Raw genomic sequence first — 14,658 nt, 5'->3', positions numbered from 1 at the left:
TTGCTACGAAATTGGTAGCTGTTGGTGCTTATCCATCAGGCGGTGGCAGCCATTTTTGGTCTGGCTTCCAGCGCCCGGGCAATGCGTTGGCGCAGCATCGCGGCGCGCATGTCGAATTCGGGCAGCACCCACTGGGCGAGCGCCTGGGCGGGGGCGGTCCAGCGGTCGGATTCCCGCAGGGGCTCGCTCCCACGCTCGCCTTTGCCTGCTGCGCCGATCTCGCCCCAGGCCCAGTCCAGCAGCACCAGCGCCACGGCGCGCAGGTAGTCGTCGGCCACCCAGTAGGGCAGTTCGGGGTCGGATTGGGCGGCAATTGCCAGGGTCTGCGTGATCTCGACCAGCGCATGGCGGCGTGCGCTGGCGGCGGGGCTGGGCGCTGCGCCGGGCAGCGTGGCCAGCAGTGCGGCCAGGCCCTGGCCGCCGTCGGCCAGCACCTTGCGCACCAGCAGGTCGATGGCCTGGATTTCGTTGGTGCCCTCGTAGATCATGGCCACGCGCACGTCGCGCACGATCTGCTCGATGCCCCATTCGCTCACATAGCCGTGGCCGCCAAACACCTGCAGGCAGGCGCTGGCGCCATGGAACCCTTGGTCGGTGAGCGCAGCCTTGAGCACGGGGGTGACCAGCGCGCACCAGCGCTGCGCGGCGGCGCGTTCGCCCGCGTCGGCGCTGTGTTTTGCCATATCCAGCTGCAGAGCCGTGTGGTAGGCCAGCACGCGGCCGCCGTCGATCCAGGCACGTTGCGTGTGCAGGATGCGGCGGATGGCGGGGTGGTCTTGAATGAGGCTGGTGTCCTTGGCGCCGGGGGCGCGCATCTGGCGGCGCTCTGCGGCGTAGGCGCTGGCCTTTTGCCACGCGGCCTCCAGCAGGCCGATGCCTTGCAGGCCCACATGCAGGCGCGCGGCGTTCATCATGACGAACATGGCGTTCAGGCCCTTGTTCGGTTCGCCCACCAGCCAGCCGGTGGCGTCGTCAAAGCGCATCACGCAGGTGGGGCTGCCGTGCAGGCCCATCTTTTCTTCGATGCGCTCGCAGACCACGGCGTTGCGGCTGCCGTCGGGCAAGACTTTGGGCACCAGGAACAGCGACAGGCCCTTGGGCCCCGCAGGTGCATCGGGCAGGCGCGCCAGCACCAGGTGCACGATGTTGTCCGTCAGGTCGTGTTCGCCGCCGGAGATAAAAATCTTGCTGCCGTTCACCCGCGCGCTGCCGTCGGGCTGGGGCATGCCGCGTGTGCGCACCATGCCCAGGTCGCTGCCCGCGTGCGCTTCGGTGAGGCACATGGTGGCCAGCCATTCGCCGGTGGCGACTTTCTCCAGGTACTGCGCCTTGAGGGCGTCGCTGGCGTGGTGCTTGATGCATTCGTACGCGCCATGCAGCAGGCCGGGCGCCATGGTCCAGCCGTGGTTGGCACCGGCCAGCCATTCAAACAGCACACATTCGAGCACCGCAGGCAGGCCCTGGCCGCCGTCTTCGGGTGCGCAGGCCAGTGCGGGCCAGCCGCCTTGCCAGAAAGCCTGGTACGCATCGCGGAAGCCGGGGGGCGTGTGCACCTGGCCTGCGTCAAACCGGCAACCCACTTCATCGCCCGTGCGCTGCAGCGGGGCCACGGCGGTGTCCACAAACTTGGCGGCTTCTTCCAGCACCTGCGCCGCCAGCTCGCCATCGGTGTCGGCAAACGGCGCCAGCGCCTGCCACTGCGCAGGGGCCTGCAGCACCTCGGTCAGCAGGAACTGGATGTCGGTGAGGGCCTGGCGTGCTTGCATGGATTGCTCTTGATTTGATAGCTATTGGCGCTTGATGGACGCGCGGTAACGCGCTGTTTTCTTCTACATTTCGCCGGAGGAAGCCTGGGGCGGTGTGCGCCCTGGCTTCGACAGGCTCAGCCCGAACGGGTGGGGTGGCGCAACGCCCACGCGTCTCGAAGGCGCCAAACGTCGATACCGGCGCGACCCCAGGCCAGCGCCACCGTGGAACTGGCTTTGCCAGGCCACGGGTGGCGTCCCCCTCAGGGGGAAGGCGCGCCAGCGCCTCAGGGGGAATCAAGAATCTGCGGTGAAACCGATCTTCTTGATCAGCGGGCCCCAGGTGTCGTACTCGGCCTTTTGCCAGCGCGCCTGTTCCTCGGGCGTGGAGCCGTGGGGCATCAGGCCCACGATGGCCAGGCTGTCGATGACCGACTTTTCCTTCAGCGCGGCGTTGATGGCGGCGTTGGCAGCAGCAATCACGGGCTTGGGCGTGGCGGCCGGGGCGTAGAAGCCAAACCATTCTTCGGTGGTCAGCTCAGGGAAGCCCTGTTCGGCAAACGTGGGCACGTCTGGCACATAGATGGAGCGCTTGGGGCCCGATGTGGCCAGGATGCGCAGCTTGCCCGCCTTGTAGTTGGCGATGAAGTCACCGTGTGGCGTGACCATGGCCGCCACCTGGCCGCCGACCACGTCCGTCACGCCAGGGATGGAGCCACGGTAGGGCACATGGCGCAGGTCCACGCCGCTGTTGATGCCCAGCAGCGCGCCCAGGAAGTGGGGCGTGGAGCCCGCGCCGGGCGAGCCGTAGCTGGCGTCCTTGGGGTTGGCCTTGGCCCAGGCCAGGAAGTCCTTCACCGTCTTGACGCTGGCGGGCACCATGGGGCCCACGGCCAGGCCGTGGTGCATGATGGCTGCGATCGACACGGGCGCGAAGTCCTTGTCGGTGTAGTTCATCTTGCTGTAGATGTGCGGGTAGTTGGCCAGGGCCGACACCTGCGCCACGGCCAGCACCGAGCCGTCGGCGGGGGCGCCCTTCAGCGTCTCCAGTGCAATGCGGCCGCCTGCGCCGGGCTTGTTCTCCACCACGCCAGGGTTCTTACTGAACGCGCTGCCAGCCCACTTCTCGGCCACGCGGCGGGCCACGGTGTCGCCCGAGCTGCCAGCGGGGAAGCCGAAATACACCTTCACTTGGTCTACCTGCGCGTGGGCGGCAAAGGGATGCAGGGCGCCCAGCGCGGCGCTGGCGCCAAAGGCCTGGACGAGTTGTCGGCGGGTGATGGTCATGGTGTTGTCTCCTGGTGTGACGGGGTAGAACTCAAACAAGAAAAACGGGGCTTTTTCATACCCTCTGGTTATCTAGCGTATGGCAAGCGGCGAATAGCGGATAGCGACGCATTTCCTGAGGCGCTCAAAACTGGCGCTGCGCAGGCCAGTGCCACCGTGGAACTGGCTTTGCCAGGCCACGGGTGGCGTCCCCCTCCCGCAGGAGAGGGGGAAGGCGCGAAGCGACTCAGGGGGTGCATTACCGTGGTGCCATGCGAAGGGCGCCGTCAAGGCGAATCACTTCGCCATTCAGGTGCCCGTTGGTCACGATGTGGCAGGCCAGCTCGGCAAACTCCTCGGGCTTGCCCAGGCGTGGCGGGAAGGGGATGCTGGCCGCCAGCGACTGCTGCACGGCCTCGGGCAGTTCCTTCATCAGCGGTGTGGCAAACAGGCCGGGCGCCACGGTGCACACGCGGATGGCGTGCTGCGCCAGGTCGCGTGCCATGGGCAGCGTCATGCCGGCCAGACCCGCCTTCGATGCGCTGTAGGCCTGCTGGCCCACCTGGCCGTCAAAGGCGGCGACGGAGGCGGTGAACATCATCACGCCGCGCTCGCCGTTGTCCAGCGCGTCCAGCTTGCTGCAGGCGGCTGCAAACAGGCGGCTCACGTTGTACGTGCCGATCAGGTTGATGTTGACCACGCGCACAAAGTCTTCGAGCGGCGCGGCGCTGCCGTCGCGCTGCACCACGCGCTTGGCGCTGCCGATGCCGGCCACGTTCATCAGGATGCGCGCGGGGCCGTGGGCGGCAGCGGCCTTGTCGATGGCGGCCTGCACGCTGGCGGGGTCGGTGATGTCGCAGGGGCAGGCTACGCCGCCAATGTCTGCGGCGACTTTTTCAGCCAGCTCGGCATTGCGGTCCAGCACCGCGACCTTGGCGCCCTGGGCGGCTAGTGCGCGTGCGGTGGCTTCGCCGAGGCCCGATGCGCCGCCGGTCACGAGGGCGGCTTGTCCTTGAATCTGCATGGTGGTGTCCTTGTGTGGTCAGTTCAGATGGGTTCAGTTCAACGCTGGGGCACGAGCGTGAACGGCAGGTTGCCGTCGTGCAGCGCGTTCACCAGGTCGGCGCGGTGCTTGAGCACAGCGCGCTGGTTGATGGAGCCCTTGTCGGTGATCTCGCCCTTGTCGAGCGAAGGCGGCTCGGCCATCAGGTGCATGCGCGCCACGCGGGTGGCGCTGCCGGTGGCCTGCGCGGCCAGCTGGTTGATGACCTGTTGAAAGTGTTGCTGCACGGGGGCGCTTTCCAGCACCTGCTGCAGGCTGGCATCGCCCGGCAGGCCCGCGAGCGTGCGGATGTGGGGCGTGGGGATCAAGAGCGCGCCGACCTCCTTGAGGTTGATGCCGGTGATGACGGCATCCTGCACATAGGGTGCGCAGGCGGCGATGATCTTTGCGCGCATGGGGCCCACGCTCACAAAGGTGCCGGTGCTGAGCTTGAAGTCTTCGGCAATGCGGCCGTCGAACTTCAGGCCCTTGTTCAGGTCGGCTTCGTCGATCCACTTCACGGCGTCGCCCGAGCAGTAGAAGCCTTCGTCGTCGAAGGCCTCTTGCGTGGCTTCGGCATTGCGCCAGTAGCCAGGCGTGATGTTGGGGCCGCGATAGCGCACTTCGATCTTGCCGTCGATGGGCACGAGCTTGAGTTCCAGCCCTGGCGTGGGCACGCCGATGTCGCCCGCCTGCACGTTGGGGCTGTTCACGGCCACGCAGAAGGGGCAGCCTTCGGTCATGCCCAAGCCGGTGTTCATCACGATGCGCTCGCCCACCTCTTGCTCGGCCACCTCAAAGAGGGCATCCCAGATGGGCTGCGAGAGCGCGGCGGCGGCAAAGAAGAACATCTGCACGCGGCTGAGCAGGTTCTTGCGCAGCTGCGCGTCGGTCTTCATGGTGTGCGCCAGCACCTCGAAGCCCGTGGGCACGTTGAAGTACACCGTGGGCGCGATCTCGCGCAGGTTGCGGATGGTCTCGGCCATGCCGGCTGGCGTGGGCTTGCCTTCGTCCAGGTACAGCGTGCCGCCGTTGTAGATGACGATGCCGAAGTTGTGGTTGCCGCCAAAGGTGTGGTTCCACGGCAGCCAGTCCACCAGCACCAGGTCTTGCTCGGTCAGCACGGGCATGGACTGGTTCATCTGCTGCAGGTTGGCAGCCCACATGCCGTGCGTGACGATCACGGCCTTGGGCGCCTTGGTGGAGCCCGAGGTGAACATGAACTTGGCGATGCTGTCGCCGGTGATGGCGGCGTGCGCTGCATCCACAGCGGGCGTGGCCTCGGTGCCCAGCAGCGTGCTGAACCGCGTGGTGTTGCGGCCGGGCAGCGTGCCCTCGATCAGCGCCACTTCCACATCGGCGCCCACCGTGGCGTTGATGGCAGCGGCAAAGCGCTCGCCGCTGCTGGCAAACACCAGGCCGGGCGTGAGGGTGTCGATGGCGTGGCGCAGCTTGTCGTAGTCCTTGCTCACGGTGGAGTAGGCGGCCGACACGGTGCACTGCGGCACACCGGCCACCAGGCAGCCCAGCGACAGCAGGGCGTGCTCCAGGTCGTTTTCGCTGAGCATGACCACGGGGCGGTCGGCGCTCAGGCCGCGGTCCAGCAGCGCCTGCGCAATGCGGCGGGCGCCATCCCAGGCTTCGCGGTAGCTGATGTGGCGCCAGTCACCCAGGCTGCCGTCGGCGTTCTTCAAGCGCTGGGCCATCCAGGTGCGGTCGGGGGTGGTCTGCGCCCAGTGGGCGAGGCGGTCGGTCAGCCGCACGGGGTGGGGCTGCAGGTCTTGCGTGGCGCGCACATAGACCACGCCGTTGTCGCCCTGGCGGGTGGTGACCTCGGTCACGCCAAAGCGCAGGGGCCGGTAGCGGGGGGAGGGGAGGTTTGCCGTCATGAAAGCGGGTCTCGGTGCGGTTGCGGGCGCCAGGCGGCGGGCGTCAGGCCTTCTTGACCTTGGCGGCCTTGCCGTCCAGGAAGGCGCGCACGCGGGCCTTGGCCTCGGGCGCGCTCTGGGCGATGGCGGCCATCATGGCCTCGGCCATCAGGCCCTGGTCGGCGGGCTGCTCGGCAATGCGGGGCAGCGCATGCATCAGGGCGTAGTTGGTCAGTGGGGCGTTTTGCGCAATGCGCTGGGCCAGCTCGAAGGCCTTGTCAAACGCCGTGCCGGTGGGCACGAGGTATTGCGCAAAGCCTACCTTTTCGCCGTCCACCGCGTTGTAGACACGGCCGGTCATCATCATGTCGGTCATGCGGGCCGTGCCGATCAGGCGCGGGATGCGCACCGCGCCGCCGCCGCCCACAAAGATGCCGCGCGAGCCTTCGGGCAGCGCGTAGAACGTGGTCTCGTCGGCCACGCGGATGTGGCAAGCGCTGGCCAGCTCCAGCCCGCCGCCCACCACGGCGCCATGCAGTGCGGCGATGACGGGCACGGGACCGAACTGCACGCGGTCCAGCGCCGCATGCCACATGCGCGAGTGCTGCAGGCCCTGGCCCGCGTCGCGCTCTTTCAGCTCCGACAGGTCCAGGCCCGAGCAGAAGTGCTCGCCCTCGCCGTCGATCACGGCAGCGCCCACGCTGGCAGGCAGGTTGTCCATCACATCGCGCAGCGCCAGGATCAGGCCGTCGTTCAGCGCGTTGCGCTTGGTGGGGCGGGTGAGCCGGATGACCGCGATTTCCTCGCGTTCGCCACGGATTTCTAGGGAGATGTCGGAGGTCTTGGTCATGGTGGTGTGGGTGAGTTAGAGAAATTATGGTTATCAAAAATAACTAAAACAAGGCCATTCAGTCGCTCTTTGGTAGGTGGTTTCCCTAGCTTTTCGGGATGTCCATTTGGTTATGATAAATAACTAAAATGCACCACAACGCCGCCAAGGACCTGCCATGAACGCCTTCATCCCCTACGGTATCTACTGGTCGTCCCCTTTTGCCAAGTGGCAGGGCACGCTGGCCAACCTCAACGCGCTGCCGCTGGCCGCTGCCGTGGGCAAGCAGGCGCTGACTGCGCGCGGCTATGACCTGGCGGCGGTGGACCTGGCCATCCTGGGCATCACCAACCCGCAAAAGGGCAGCTTCTACGGCCTGCCCTGGGTCACGGGCCTCATGGGCATCGACCGCGTGGCGGGCCCCACGGTGCAGCAGGCCTGCGCCACCAGCGTGCGCGCGCTGCAGATGGCCGCACAAGAGGTGGCCTGCGGCACCGCCACCAGCGCGCTCTTGGTGATGGCCGACCGCCAGTCCAACGGCCCGGTGGTGTACTACCCCGATTCGAGCGGCACCGGTGGCTACGGCATCACCGAGCACTGGGTGCCCGACAACATGGGCCACGACCCGTATGCCAAGAACCCCATGCTGCAGACCGGCGAGAACGTGGCCGCGCGCTATGGCATCAGCACCGAAGAGCAGCACGCGCTCAAGCTGCACCGTTACACGCAGTACCAGGCGGCGCTGGCCGACGACCGCGCGTTCCAGAGGCGCTACATGGCCGACGTGCCCGTCACCGATTCGAAATTCCGCAAGCAGACCGGCACGCTCAGCACCGACGAAGGCATCTTCCCCACCACCGCCGAGGGCCTGGCCAGGCTCAAGCCGGTGAAGGAAGGTGGCACCGTGACCTTCGGCGGGCAGACGCACCCGGCCGACGGCAATGCGGGCGCCATCGTCACCACCCGCGAACGGGCGCGCGCCGTGGCCACCGACCCCGGCATCGAAGTCGAGATCCTGGGCTTTGGCATGGCGCGTGTGGAGGCGGGCTACATGCCCATGGCGCCGTCCCCCGCCGCGTTCAATGCACTCAAGAACGCAGGCCTGTCCATCAGCGATGTGGCGGCCATCAAGACCCACAACCCCTTTGCCGTGAACGACATCGCCCTGGCGCGCGACACCGGCTTTGCCTGGGAGCGCATGAACAACTACGGCAGCTCCATCATCTGGGGCCACCCGCAGGCGCCCACCGGCATGCGCGCCATCATCGAACTGATTGAAGAGCTGGTGCTGCGCGGCGGCGGCGTGGGCCTGTTCACCGGCTGCGCTGCGGGCGACACCGGCTATGCCACCGTGCTGCGCGTGACCGACAGCAAAACCACTTCCAAGGCCTGACCATGACGACCGCTTCGACAAGCTCTTTCTCTGCCCCCTTGAACGCCTGGTTGGTGGACGGCGTGCGCACGCCCATGGTGGACTACTGTGGCCCGCTGGGCCATGTGTCCCCCACCGACATGGGCATCAAGGTCGCGCGCGCCGTGCTGGCGCGCAGCGGCGTGCCAGCGGCCGATGTGGGCTCGGTCATCACCGGATCGATGGCGCAGGCCGATTTCGACGCGTTTGTGCTGCCGCGCCACATTGGCCTGTACGCGGGTGTTCCCTTGGACGTGCCCTCTATCCTGGTTCAGCGCATCTGCGGCACCGGCTTTGAGCTGTTCCGCCAGGCCGCCGACCAGATCGCGCTGGGCTACACCGACGTGGCGCTGGTGGTGGGCACCGAGTCCATGACGCGCAATCCGATTGCCGCCTACACGCACCGCACCGGCTTCAAGCTGGGCGCGCCCGTGGAGTTCAAGGACTTCCTGATGGAAGCGCTGATCGACACCGCAGGCCCCGTCACGATGATCGAGACGGCCGAGAACCTGGCCAAGAAGTACGGGATCACGCGCGAGGACGTGGACGCCTATGCCTCGCAGTCCTTCGCCCGCGCGCTCAAGGCGCAGGAAGACGGCTTTCTGGCGGGCGAGATCGTGCCCGTGGTCAGCGAAAAATTTGAACTGGAAGGCTATGCCACGCGCGGCATCACGCTGCCCCGCAAGGTGGCACAGCTCGACCGCGACACGCACCCGCGCCCGTCGCCGGTGGAAGCGTTGGCGGGCCTGCGCACCGTGTACCCCGGCGGCGTGCAGACGGCGGGCAACAGCTCGGCCCTTGTCGATGGCGCCGTGGGCGCCGTGGTGGCCAGCGATGCCTATGTGCAGCAGCGCGGCCTGAAACCCCTGGCGCGCCTGCGCGGCGTGGCCGCCGTGGGTGTGGCACCCGAATACATGGGCATCGGCCCGGCCCCGGCCATCCGCGCGCTGCTGGCACGCACCGGCCTCACGCTGGAGGACATCGGCCTGTTCGAGATCAACGAAGCCCAGGGCGCGCAGACCCTGGCCGTGGGGCGCGAGCTGGGGCTCGATCTGAACAAGCTCAACGTGAACGGCGGCGCGATTGCGCTGGGCCACCCGCTGGCCGCAACTGGCGTGCGCCTGACGGTGACCCTGGCGCGCGAGCTGCGCCGCCGTGGCCTGCGCTATGGCATCTCCAGCGCCTGCGTGGGCGGTGGGCAGGGCATTGCACTGCTCATTGAAAACACCGACGCGTAACCCAGTCTTCACACCCATTTGCAAGAGCACAGCACCATGAAAATCATCACCGCAGCCCAGGCCGGCGCCCTGATTCCCGACAACGCCACCATCTTCCTGGGCGGCCTGGCCGTCTCCAGCCTGCCCGAGGAAGTGCTCAAGGGCGTTGAAAAGAACTTTCTGGAAACCGGCCACCCGCGCAATGCGACCACCTGGGCCTGCGGTGCCATCGGCAACAGCAAGGATGCAGGCATGGTCCACTTTGCCCACCCCGGCATGATCAAGCGCACCGTGGCGGGCCACTTCGGCCAGACGGGTGCCGAGATGATGAAGATGGTGTTCGATGGCGAAGTCGAGGCCTACAACTTCCCGCAGGGCAGCCTGTCGCACCTCACGCGCCACATCGCCAGCCGCAGCCCCGGGCTGCTGACCAAGGTGGGCCTGGGCACGTTTGTGGACCCGCGCATCGAAGGCGGCAAGCTCAACAGCAAGTCCACCGAAGACCTCGTGAAACTGGTGGAGTTCAACGGCGAGGAATGGCTGTTCTACCCCGCGCCCAAGATCGATGTCGCCATCATTCGCGGCACCGTGGCCGATGAGAACGGCAACCTCACGCTCGACAAGGAAGGCGTGCTGCTCGAGCAGATCAACATCGCCCACGCGGCCAAGGCCTGCGGCGGCATCGTGATCGCGCAGGTGGAGCGCATCGTGAAGGCGGGCAGCCTGCACCCCAAGTCAGTCAAGGTGCCGGGTGTGTCGGTGGACTATGTGGTGGTGAGCCAGCCTGAAAACCACATGCAGACCATCACCACGCAGTTCAACCCCGCACTGTGCGGCGACGTGCGCGTGCCGGTGAACTCGCTCGAACCCATGCCCCTGGACGAACGCAAGGTGATCGCGCGCCGCTCGGCGCTGGAGCTGCTGCCGGGCGCCATCACCAACCTGGGCATCGGCATCCCGGCCGGTGTGCCTTCGGTGGCGGCGGAAGAGGGCGTCTCGGACCAGTTCACGCTGAGTGTGGAAAGTGGCATCACCGGCGGCATCCCCGCGCAGCTGGGCGACTTTGGCACGGCCTACAACGCCGACGCGATCATCGAGCAGTCGCTGCAGTTCGACTTCTACGACGGCGGCGGGCTGGACGCGAGCTTCCTTGGCCTGGCGCAGGCCGACAACCACGGCAACGTGAACGTGAGCAAGTTCAACGGCCGACCCGTGGGCTGCGGCGGGTTTGTGAACATCACGCGCGCCACCAAGAACCTGGTGTTCTGCGGCACTTTCACGGCCGGGGGGCTGGAGGTGAAGGTGGGCGACGGCCAGCTCACCATCGTCAAGGAAGGCCGCTCGCGCAAGTTCATCGAGAAGGTCGAGCAGATCACCTTCAACGGGCTGGATGCGGCCAAGCGGGAGCAGAACGTGCTCTTCGTGACCGAACGCGCCGTGTTCCACCTGACCACCGAAGGCCTGGAGCTGACCGAGATCGCGCCAGGCGTTGACCTGGAGCGCGATGTGCTGGCGCACATGGGCTTCAAGCCGATCATGCGCAACGTGAAGACCATGGACCCTGGGCTGTTCCGCGAAAAGTGGGGCGGGCTGGCGGCGGCCATGGCGGCGAAGTCTGAGGTGGTGGCATAGGTGGCCGCAGGCCAATAGACGGGGCGCAGAAGCTGCTCGAAGCCAGGCACACAACCAAGGACCAAGGGGCGCTGGCTGCAGCGCCCCTTTTCTTTGTCAGGCCCCGTCGCGGGCGTAGACCTTTTGCAGCAGGCGGATCAGCGTCTTGCGCTCGGTGGCGGTGAGGCCTGCGGTGGCGTCCACCTCCAACTGTGCCGCGGTCTGCTCGGCCTGGGCGGTCAGCTCCACGCCGGCGGGCGTCAGGTGCAGGCCCATGGCACGGCCGTCGCTCGGGTGGGGGCGGCGCTCGATCAGGCCGCGCCGCTCCAGCGCCGCAATCAGGCCCACCAGGTTGGGCGGCAACACGCCCAGCGTCACGCACAGCTGGCGTGAGGTCACGCCCGGGTTGTGCGCCACCAGCGACAGCACCGAAAAATCCACCACCTTGAGCCGGTACACCGCCATGCGCTCCATGAACACCTCGATCACGGCCAGCGACGCGCGCCGCGCGTTGTAGCCCACCAGGGTGCGCAGAAAACCGGTGTCCACCGATTCAGGCGCGGGCGTGGCCGGGGTGTCGAGCGTGGCAGCGGTGGTCTTTTTGGAAGTGCGGGGGCTGGGCATGGGGCGATTGTGGCGGCGCAGTGTGGGGATGGGTGCAAGACAGCGGAAAATTTGATTCAAATCAGCCGTCTGCGCCTGTCTGTATTGCCTATTTAGCTATGAAAATGATAGTTAATAAAGGGTGAAAACCCGCAGCAGCAGGCCCCTGCCCTGCGCGTCAGGCGGGGTGGCGCAGCACGCGGCGGTACTGCACGGCCTCGGCCACATGGCCCACCTCGGTGTCGGTGGCGCCTGCCAGGTCGGCAATGGTGCGGGCCACCTTGAGCGCGCGGTGGGTGCTGCGCGCCGACCAGCCCAGGCGGGCGGCAGCGGTGTTCAGGAACTTGGCGGCGGCATCCTGCAGCTGCAGGTGGGTGTCGATCTCCTGGCCCTGCAGCGCCTGGTTGGCCTTGCCCTGGCGGGACAGCGCGCGCTGGCGAGCCTGTTCCACCCGCGTGCGGATGGCGGCGGTGGATTCGCCTGCGGGGGCCTGCACCAGTTGCTCGGCGGGCAGGGCGGGCACTTCCACATGCAGGTCGATGCGGTCCAGCAGCGGGCCGCTGAGCTTGGCCTGGTAGCGGTTCACCTGGTCAGGCGTGCAGCGGCAGGCGCGCTGTGTGGAGCCCAGGAACCCGCAGGGGCAGGGGTTCATGGCCGCAATCATCTGAAAGCGCGCCGGAAACTCCGCGCGCTGCGCTGCGCGGGCGATGGTGATGTGGCCGGTCTCCAGCGGCTCGCGCAGGGCCTCCAGCGCGGCCCTGGGGAACTCAGGAAGCTCATCCAAAAATAGAACGCCTTGGTGCGCCAGGGAGATTTCGCCCGGGCGCGGGGGCGAGCCGCCGCCCACCAGCGCCACCGCGCTGGCCGTGTGGTGTGGCTGGCCGGTCGGCCGCTGGCCCCAGGCCTCGGGGCGAAAGCGCCCGGCCAGGCTGGCAATGGCGGCGCTCTCCAGCGCCTCTTCCACCGTCATCGCGGGCAGCAGGCCTGCAAAACGCTGCGCCAGCATCGACTTGCCCGAGCCCGGTGGCCCAGCCATCAGCAGGCTGTGACCACCTGCCGCAGCAATCTCCAGCGCACGCTTGGCGGCCGCCTGGCCTTTGACATCGGCCATGTCGGGGCCGGTGGTGCGGGTGGCCATGGGGGTGGCGGCCAGGCGGGTCCAGCCGTCGTTGGCAACGTCGGCATCGCCGCCTGCCACGCTGCCCGGGGGCAGAAAGGCGCGCACCACGTCCAGCAGGTGGCGCGCGCGCACCACCTGGGCGGCGGGCACCAGGGCGGCCTCTTCGGCGCTGCCGGGGGGCAGCACCAACTGGGTGTCGATCTGCTGCGTCTGCAGCGCCAGGCTGGTGGCCAGGGCGCCGCGCACGGGGCGCAGCTCGCCCGACAGCGACAGCTCGCCCGCAAACTCGTAGCCCGCCAGGCGGCTGGCGTCCACCTGCCCGCTGGCGGCGAGGATGCCCAGGGCAATTGGCAAGTCGAAGCGGCCGGAATCCTTGGGCAAATCAGCGGGCGCCAGGTTCACGGTAATGCGCTTGTTGCTGGGGAACTCCAGCCCCGCGTTCTGCAGCGCCGAGCGCACCCGCTCGCGGGCTTCCTTCACTTCCACCTCGGCCAGCCCCACCAGGGTGAAACTGGGCAGGCCGTTGGCCAGATGCACTTCCACGGTGACTGAAGGCGCCAACATCCCCAGAAGGGCGCGGCTTTGCACCAAAGCAAGACTCATGAAGCGGTTTCTCCCCAGATGGGTGCGTTTTCGGGTGTTTTGGCGCGGGGTGGCGGGTTCTTGCACCAGATGGGTGCGACGTGCCCGGCGCGATCCCCACCACTGTACTGGGGATTGTTGTAACCCAACGCAACCGCACCCGGTCCGCACGCGCAGGGCCTGCGGAGGCAATGGCACGGTCCGTGCTTAAAGCGCTTGTCCCTACTTTGTCCAACCGGAGGAAACATGACCCGCGCCATCATCAAGACCCTGGGCGTTGCCCTTGTTGCAACCCTTCCCATGCTGGCCAGCGCCCAGCTCACCGCCAATGTCAGCCTGACCACGAACTACAAGTTCCGTGGCCAGGACCAGGACACGTCCAAGGCCAAGGCCGTCAAGCCCGCCCTGCAAGGCGGGTTTGACTACACCTTCGGCGAATCCGGCTGGTACGTGGGCAACTGGAACTCCAGCGTGGACTGGCTGTCCGGCAACTCGCTCGAATCCGACCTGTACGGCGGCTACAAGTTCAAGGCCGGCGGCGTGGACCTGGACGTGGGCCTGCTGACCTACATCTACCCCGGCAACAGCGCTGGCAACACCACCGAAGTCTATGGCGCTGCCACCCTCGGCCCCGTGACGGCCAAGTACTCGCACACCCTGTCCAAGGACTACTTTGCCTACGCAGGTCCTGGCATGAAGGGCCGCAACACCGGCTACCTGAACCTGGCGTTTGCCCAGGAAGTGGCGCCCAGCACCACGCTGAAGGCATCGGTGGGTTTCACCCGCTTTGGTGGTGACATCACCGCCCCCAACTTCATGGACTACAGCCTGGGCGGCTCGTACGACTTCGGCGGCGGCGTGTCCCTCGGCGCTGCCGTGGTGGGCGCCACCAAGAAGGCCTTCTACGGCCCGGTCAACAAGTCGCGCGTGATCGTCACGCTCACCAAAACCCTGTAAGTCTCAATGGGCGCCGGTGGCGCCCATTCCGGAGGATCTGAAAATGAAAATGGTGACAGCCATCATCAAGCCCTTCAAGCTCGACGAAGTGCGCGAAGCGCTCTCCGACATCGGCGTGCAAGGCATCACGGTGACCGAAGTCAAAGGCTTTGGCCGCCAGAAGGGCCACACCGAGCTGTACCGCGGTGCAGAGTACGTGGTGGACTTTTTGCCCAAGGTCAAGATCGAAGCCGCCATCGCGGACGACCTGGTGGACCGCGTGATCGAGTCCATCGAAAGCGCCGCGCGCACCGGCAAGATCGGTGACGGCAAGATTTTTGTGACCCACCTGGAGCAGGTGGTGCGCATCCGCACCGGCGAAACCGGCAAGGAAGCCCTGTAAGGGCCCGGTCGCAACAGACACAAGA

12 protein-coding genes are annotated in these 14,658 nt (G+C 67.1%); 5 read left to right on the top strand and 7 right to left on the bottom strand.

Annotated elements, in window-relative coordinates:
• Nucleotides 1–35: 35 nt before the first annotated feature.
• The 5 genes from AvAM_RS11725 to AvAM_RS11700 all read right to left on the bottom strand — a co-directional run bounded on the left by AvAM_RS11725 (nt 36) and on the right by AvAM_RS11700 (nt 6,771).
• On the bottom strand, nt 36–1,766 hold the full coding sequence (locus tag AvAM_RS11725; protein WP_137747229.1) for an acyl-CoA dehydrogenase family protein: 1,731 nt from the start codon (nt 1,764–1,766) through the stop codon (nt 36–38).
• Nucleotides 1,767–2,042: 276 nt separating this feature from the next.
• Nucleotides 2,043–3,032: a Bug family tripartite tricarboxylate transporter substrate binding protein gene (locus AvAM_RS11720; RefSeq protein ID WP_137747228.1), complete on the bottom strand. Its 990-nt coding sequence runs from the start codon at nt 3,030–3,032 to the stop codon at nt 2,043–2,045.
• 238 nt (nt 3,033–3,270) lie between these two features.
• Nucleotides 3,271–4,035 (bottom strand): SDR family NAD(P)-dependent oxidoreductase, encoded by a 765-nt coding sequence (locus AvAM_RS11710; protein WP_137747226.1) that lies wholly within the window; start codon nt 4,033–4,035, stop codon nt 3,271–3,273.
• A gap of 38 nt (nt 4,036–4,073) precedes the next feature.
• The gene (locus tag AvAM_RS11705; protein ID WP_137747225.1) at nt 4,074–5,942 is read right to left on the bottom strand and encodes a feruloyl-CoA synthase; all 1,869 of its coding nucleotides are present in this window, start codon (nt 5,940–5,942) and stop codon (nt 4,074–4,076) included.
• Nucleotides 5,943–5,985: 43 nt separating this feature from the next.
• The gene (locus tag AvAM_RS11700; protein WP_137747224.1) at nt 5,986–6,771 is read right to left on the bottom strand and encodes a crotonase/enoyl-CoA hydratase family protein; all 786 of its coding nucleotides are present in this window, start codon (nt 6,769–6,771) and stop codon (nt 5,986–5,988) included.
• 157 nt (nt 6,772–6,928) lie between these two features.
• Between AvAM_RS11700 and AvAM_RS11695 the strand changes: the two genes are divergently transcribed.
• From AvAM_RS11695 to AvAM_RS11685, 3 genes are read left to right on the top strand one after another with little or no spacing between them, the layout of a single operon-like run.
• A complete protein-coding gene (locus tag AvAM_RS11695; protein WP_137747223.1) occupies nt 6,929–8,143 on the top strand; it encodes a thiolase family protein in 1,215 nt (404 codons plus the stop codon).
• A gap of 2 nt (nt 8,144–8,145) precedes the next feature.
• Nucleotides 8,146–9,399, top strand: a complete 1,254-nt coding sequence (locus AvAM_RS11690) for a thiolase family protein (RefSeq protein WP_137747222.1) — start codon at nt 8,146–8,148, stop codon at nt 9,397–9,399.
• A gap of 36 nt (nt 9,400–9,435) precedes the next feature.
• Nucleotides 9,436–11,010 carry an acyl CoA:acetate/3-ketoacid CoA transferase gene (locus AvAM_RS11685; RefSeq protein ID WP_137747221.1) on the top strand — a complete coding sequence of 525 codons (1,575 nt, stop codon included), beginning with the start codon at nt 9,436–9,438 and terminating at the stop codon, nt 11,008–11,010.
• A 96-nt stretch (nt 11,011–11,106) separates the two neighbouring features.
• Here the strand turns inward: AvAM_RS11685 and AvAM_RS11680 are convergent, their stop codons facing one another.
• Entirely contained in the window at nt 11,107–11,613 is a 507-nt protein-coding gene (locus AvAM_RS11680; RefSeq protein WP_137747220.1) for a MarR family winged helix-turn-helix transcriptional regulator, read from the bottom strand.
• 157 nt (nt 11,614–11,770) lie between these two features.
• Nucleotides 11,771–13,315 carry a YifB family Mg chelatase-like AAA ATPase gene (locus AvAM_RS11675; RefSeq protein ID WP_137747219.1) on the bottom strand — a complete coding sequence of 515 codons (1,545 nt, stop codon included), beginning with the start codon at nt 13,313–13,315 and terminating at the stop codon, nt 11,771–11,773.
• 225 nt (nt 13,316–13,540) lie between these two features.
• Here AvAM_RS11675 and AvAM_RS11670 point away from each other — a divergent pair, with 225 nt between their 5' ends.
• Nucleotides 13,541–14,251 carry a TorF family putative porin gene (locus tag AvAM_RS11670; protein ID WP_137747218.1) on the top strand — a complete coding sequence of 237 codons (711 nt, stop codon included), beginning with the start codon at nt 13,541–13,543 and terminating at the stop codon, nt 14,249–14,251.
• Between the two features lie 43 nt (nt 14,252–14,294).
• A complete protein-coding gene (glnK, locus tag AvAM_RS11665; protein WP_108615702.1) occupies nt 14,295–14,633 on the top strand; it encodes a P-II family nitrogen regulator in 339 nt (112 codons plus the stop codon).
• Nucleotides 14,634–14,658 lie beyond the last annotated feature (25 nt).

The organism is Acidovorax sp. NB1 (genome assembly GCF_005405905.1).
In the GTDB taxonomy this organism is placed as follows: Bacteria; Pseudomonadota; Gammaproteobacteria; order Burkholderiales; family Burkholderiaceae_C; genus Acidovorax.
The sequence above is the reverse complement of the archived record's forward strand: the minus strand, read 5'-3'. Positions and strand labels throughout refer to the sequence as shown.

What these genes read in the sequence shown, in the direction of transcription:
- AvAM_RS11725 (WP_137747229.1), bottom strand. Translation starts at nt 1,766, where the DNA reads ATGCAAGCACGCCAGGCCCTCACCGACATCCAGTTCCTGCTGACCGAG.
- AvAM_RS11720 (WP_137747228.1), bottom strand. Translation starts at nt 3,032, where the DNA reads ATGACCATCACCCGCCGACAACTCGTCCAGGCCTTTGGCGCCAGCGCC.
- AvAM_RS11710 (WP_137747226.1), bottom strand. Translation starts at nt 4,035, where the DNA reads ATGCAGATTCAAGGACAAGCCGCCCTCGTGACCGGCGGCGCATCGGGC.
- AvAM_RS11705 (WP_137747225.1), bottom strand. Translation starts at nt 5,942, where the DNA reads ATGACGGCAAACCTCCCCTCCCCCCGCTACCGGCCCCTGCGCTTTGGC.
- AvAM_RS11700 (WP_137747224.1), bottom strand. Translation starts at nt 6,771, where the DNA reads ATGACCAAGACCTCCGACATCTCCCTAGAAATCCGTGGCGAACGCGAG.
- AvAM_RS11695 (WP_137747223.1), top strand. Translation starts at nt 6,929, where the DNA reads ATGAACGCCTTCATCCCCTACGGTATCTACTGGTCGTCCCCTTTTGCC.
- AvAM_RS11690 (WP_137747222.1), top strand. Translation starts at nt 8,146, where the DNA reads ATGACGACCGCTTCGACAAGCTCTTTCTCTGCCCCCTTGAACGCCTGG.
- AvAM_RS11685 (WP_137747221.1), top strand. Translation starts at nt 9,436, where the DNA reads ATGAAAATCATCACCGCAGCCCAGGCCGGCGCCCTGATTCCCGACAAC.
- AvAM_RS11680 (WP_137747220.1), bottom strand. Translation starts at nt 11,613, where the DNA reads ATGCCCAGCCCCCGCACTTCCAAAAAGACCACCGCTGCCACGCTCGAC.
- AvAM_RS11675 (WP_137747219.1), bottom strand. Translation starts at nt 13,315, where the DNA reads ATGAGTCTTGCTTTGGTGCAAAGCCGCGCCCTTCTGGGGATGTTGGCG.
- AvAM_RS11670 (WP_137747218.1), top strand. Translation starts at nt 13,541, where the DNA reads ATGACCCGCGCCATCATCAAGACCCTGGGCGTTGCCCTTGTTGCAACC.
- glnK (WP_108615702.1), top strand. Translation starts at nt 14,295, where the DNA reads ATGAAAATGGTGACAGCCATCATCAAGCCCTTCAAGCTCGACGAAGTG.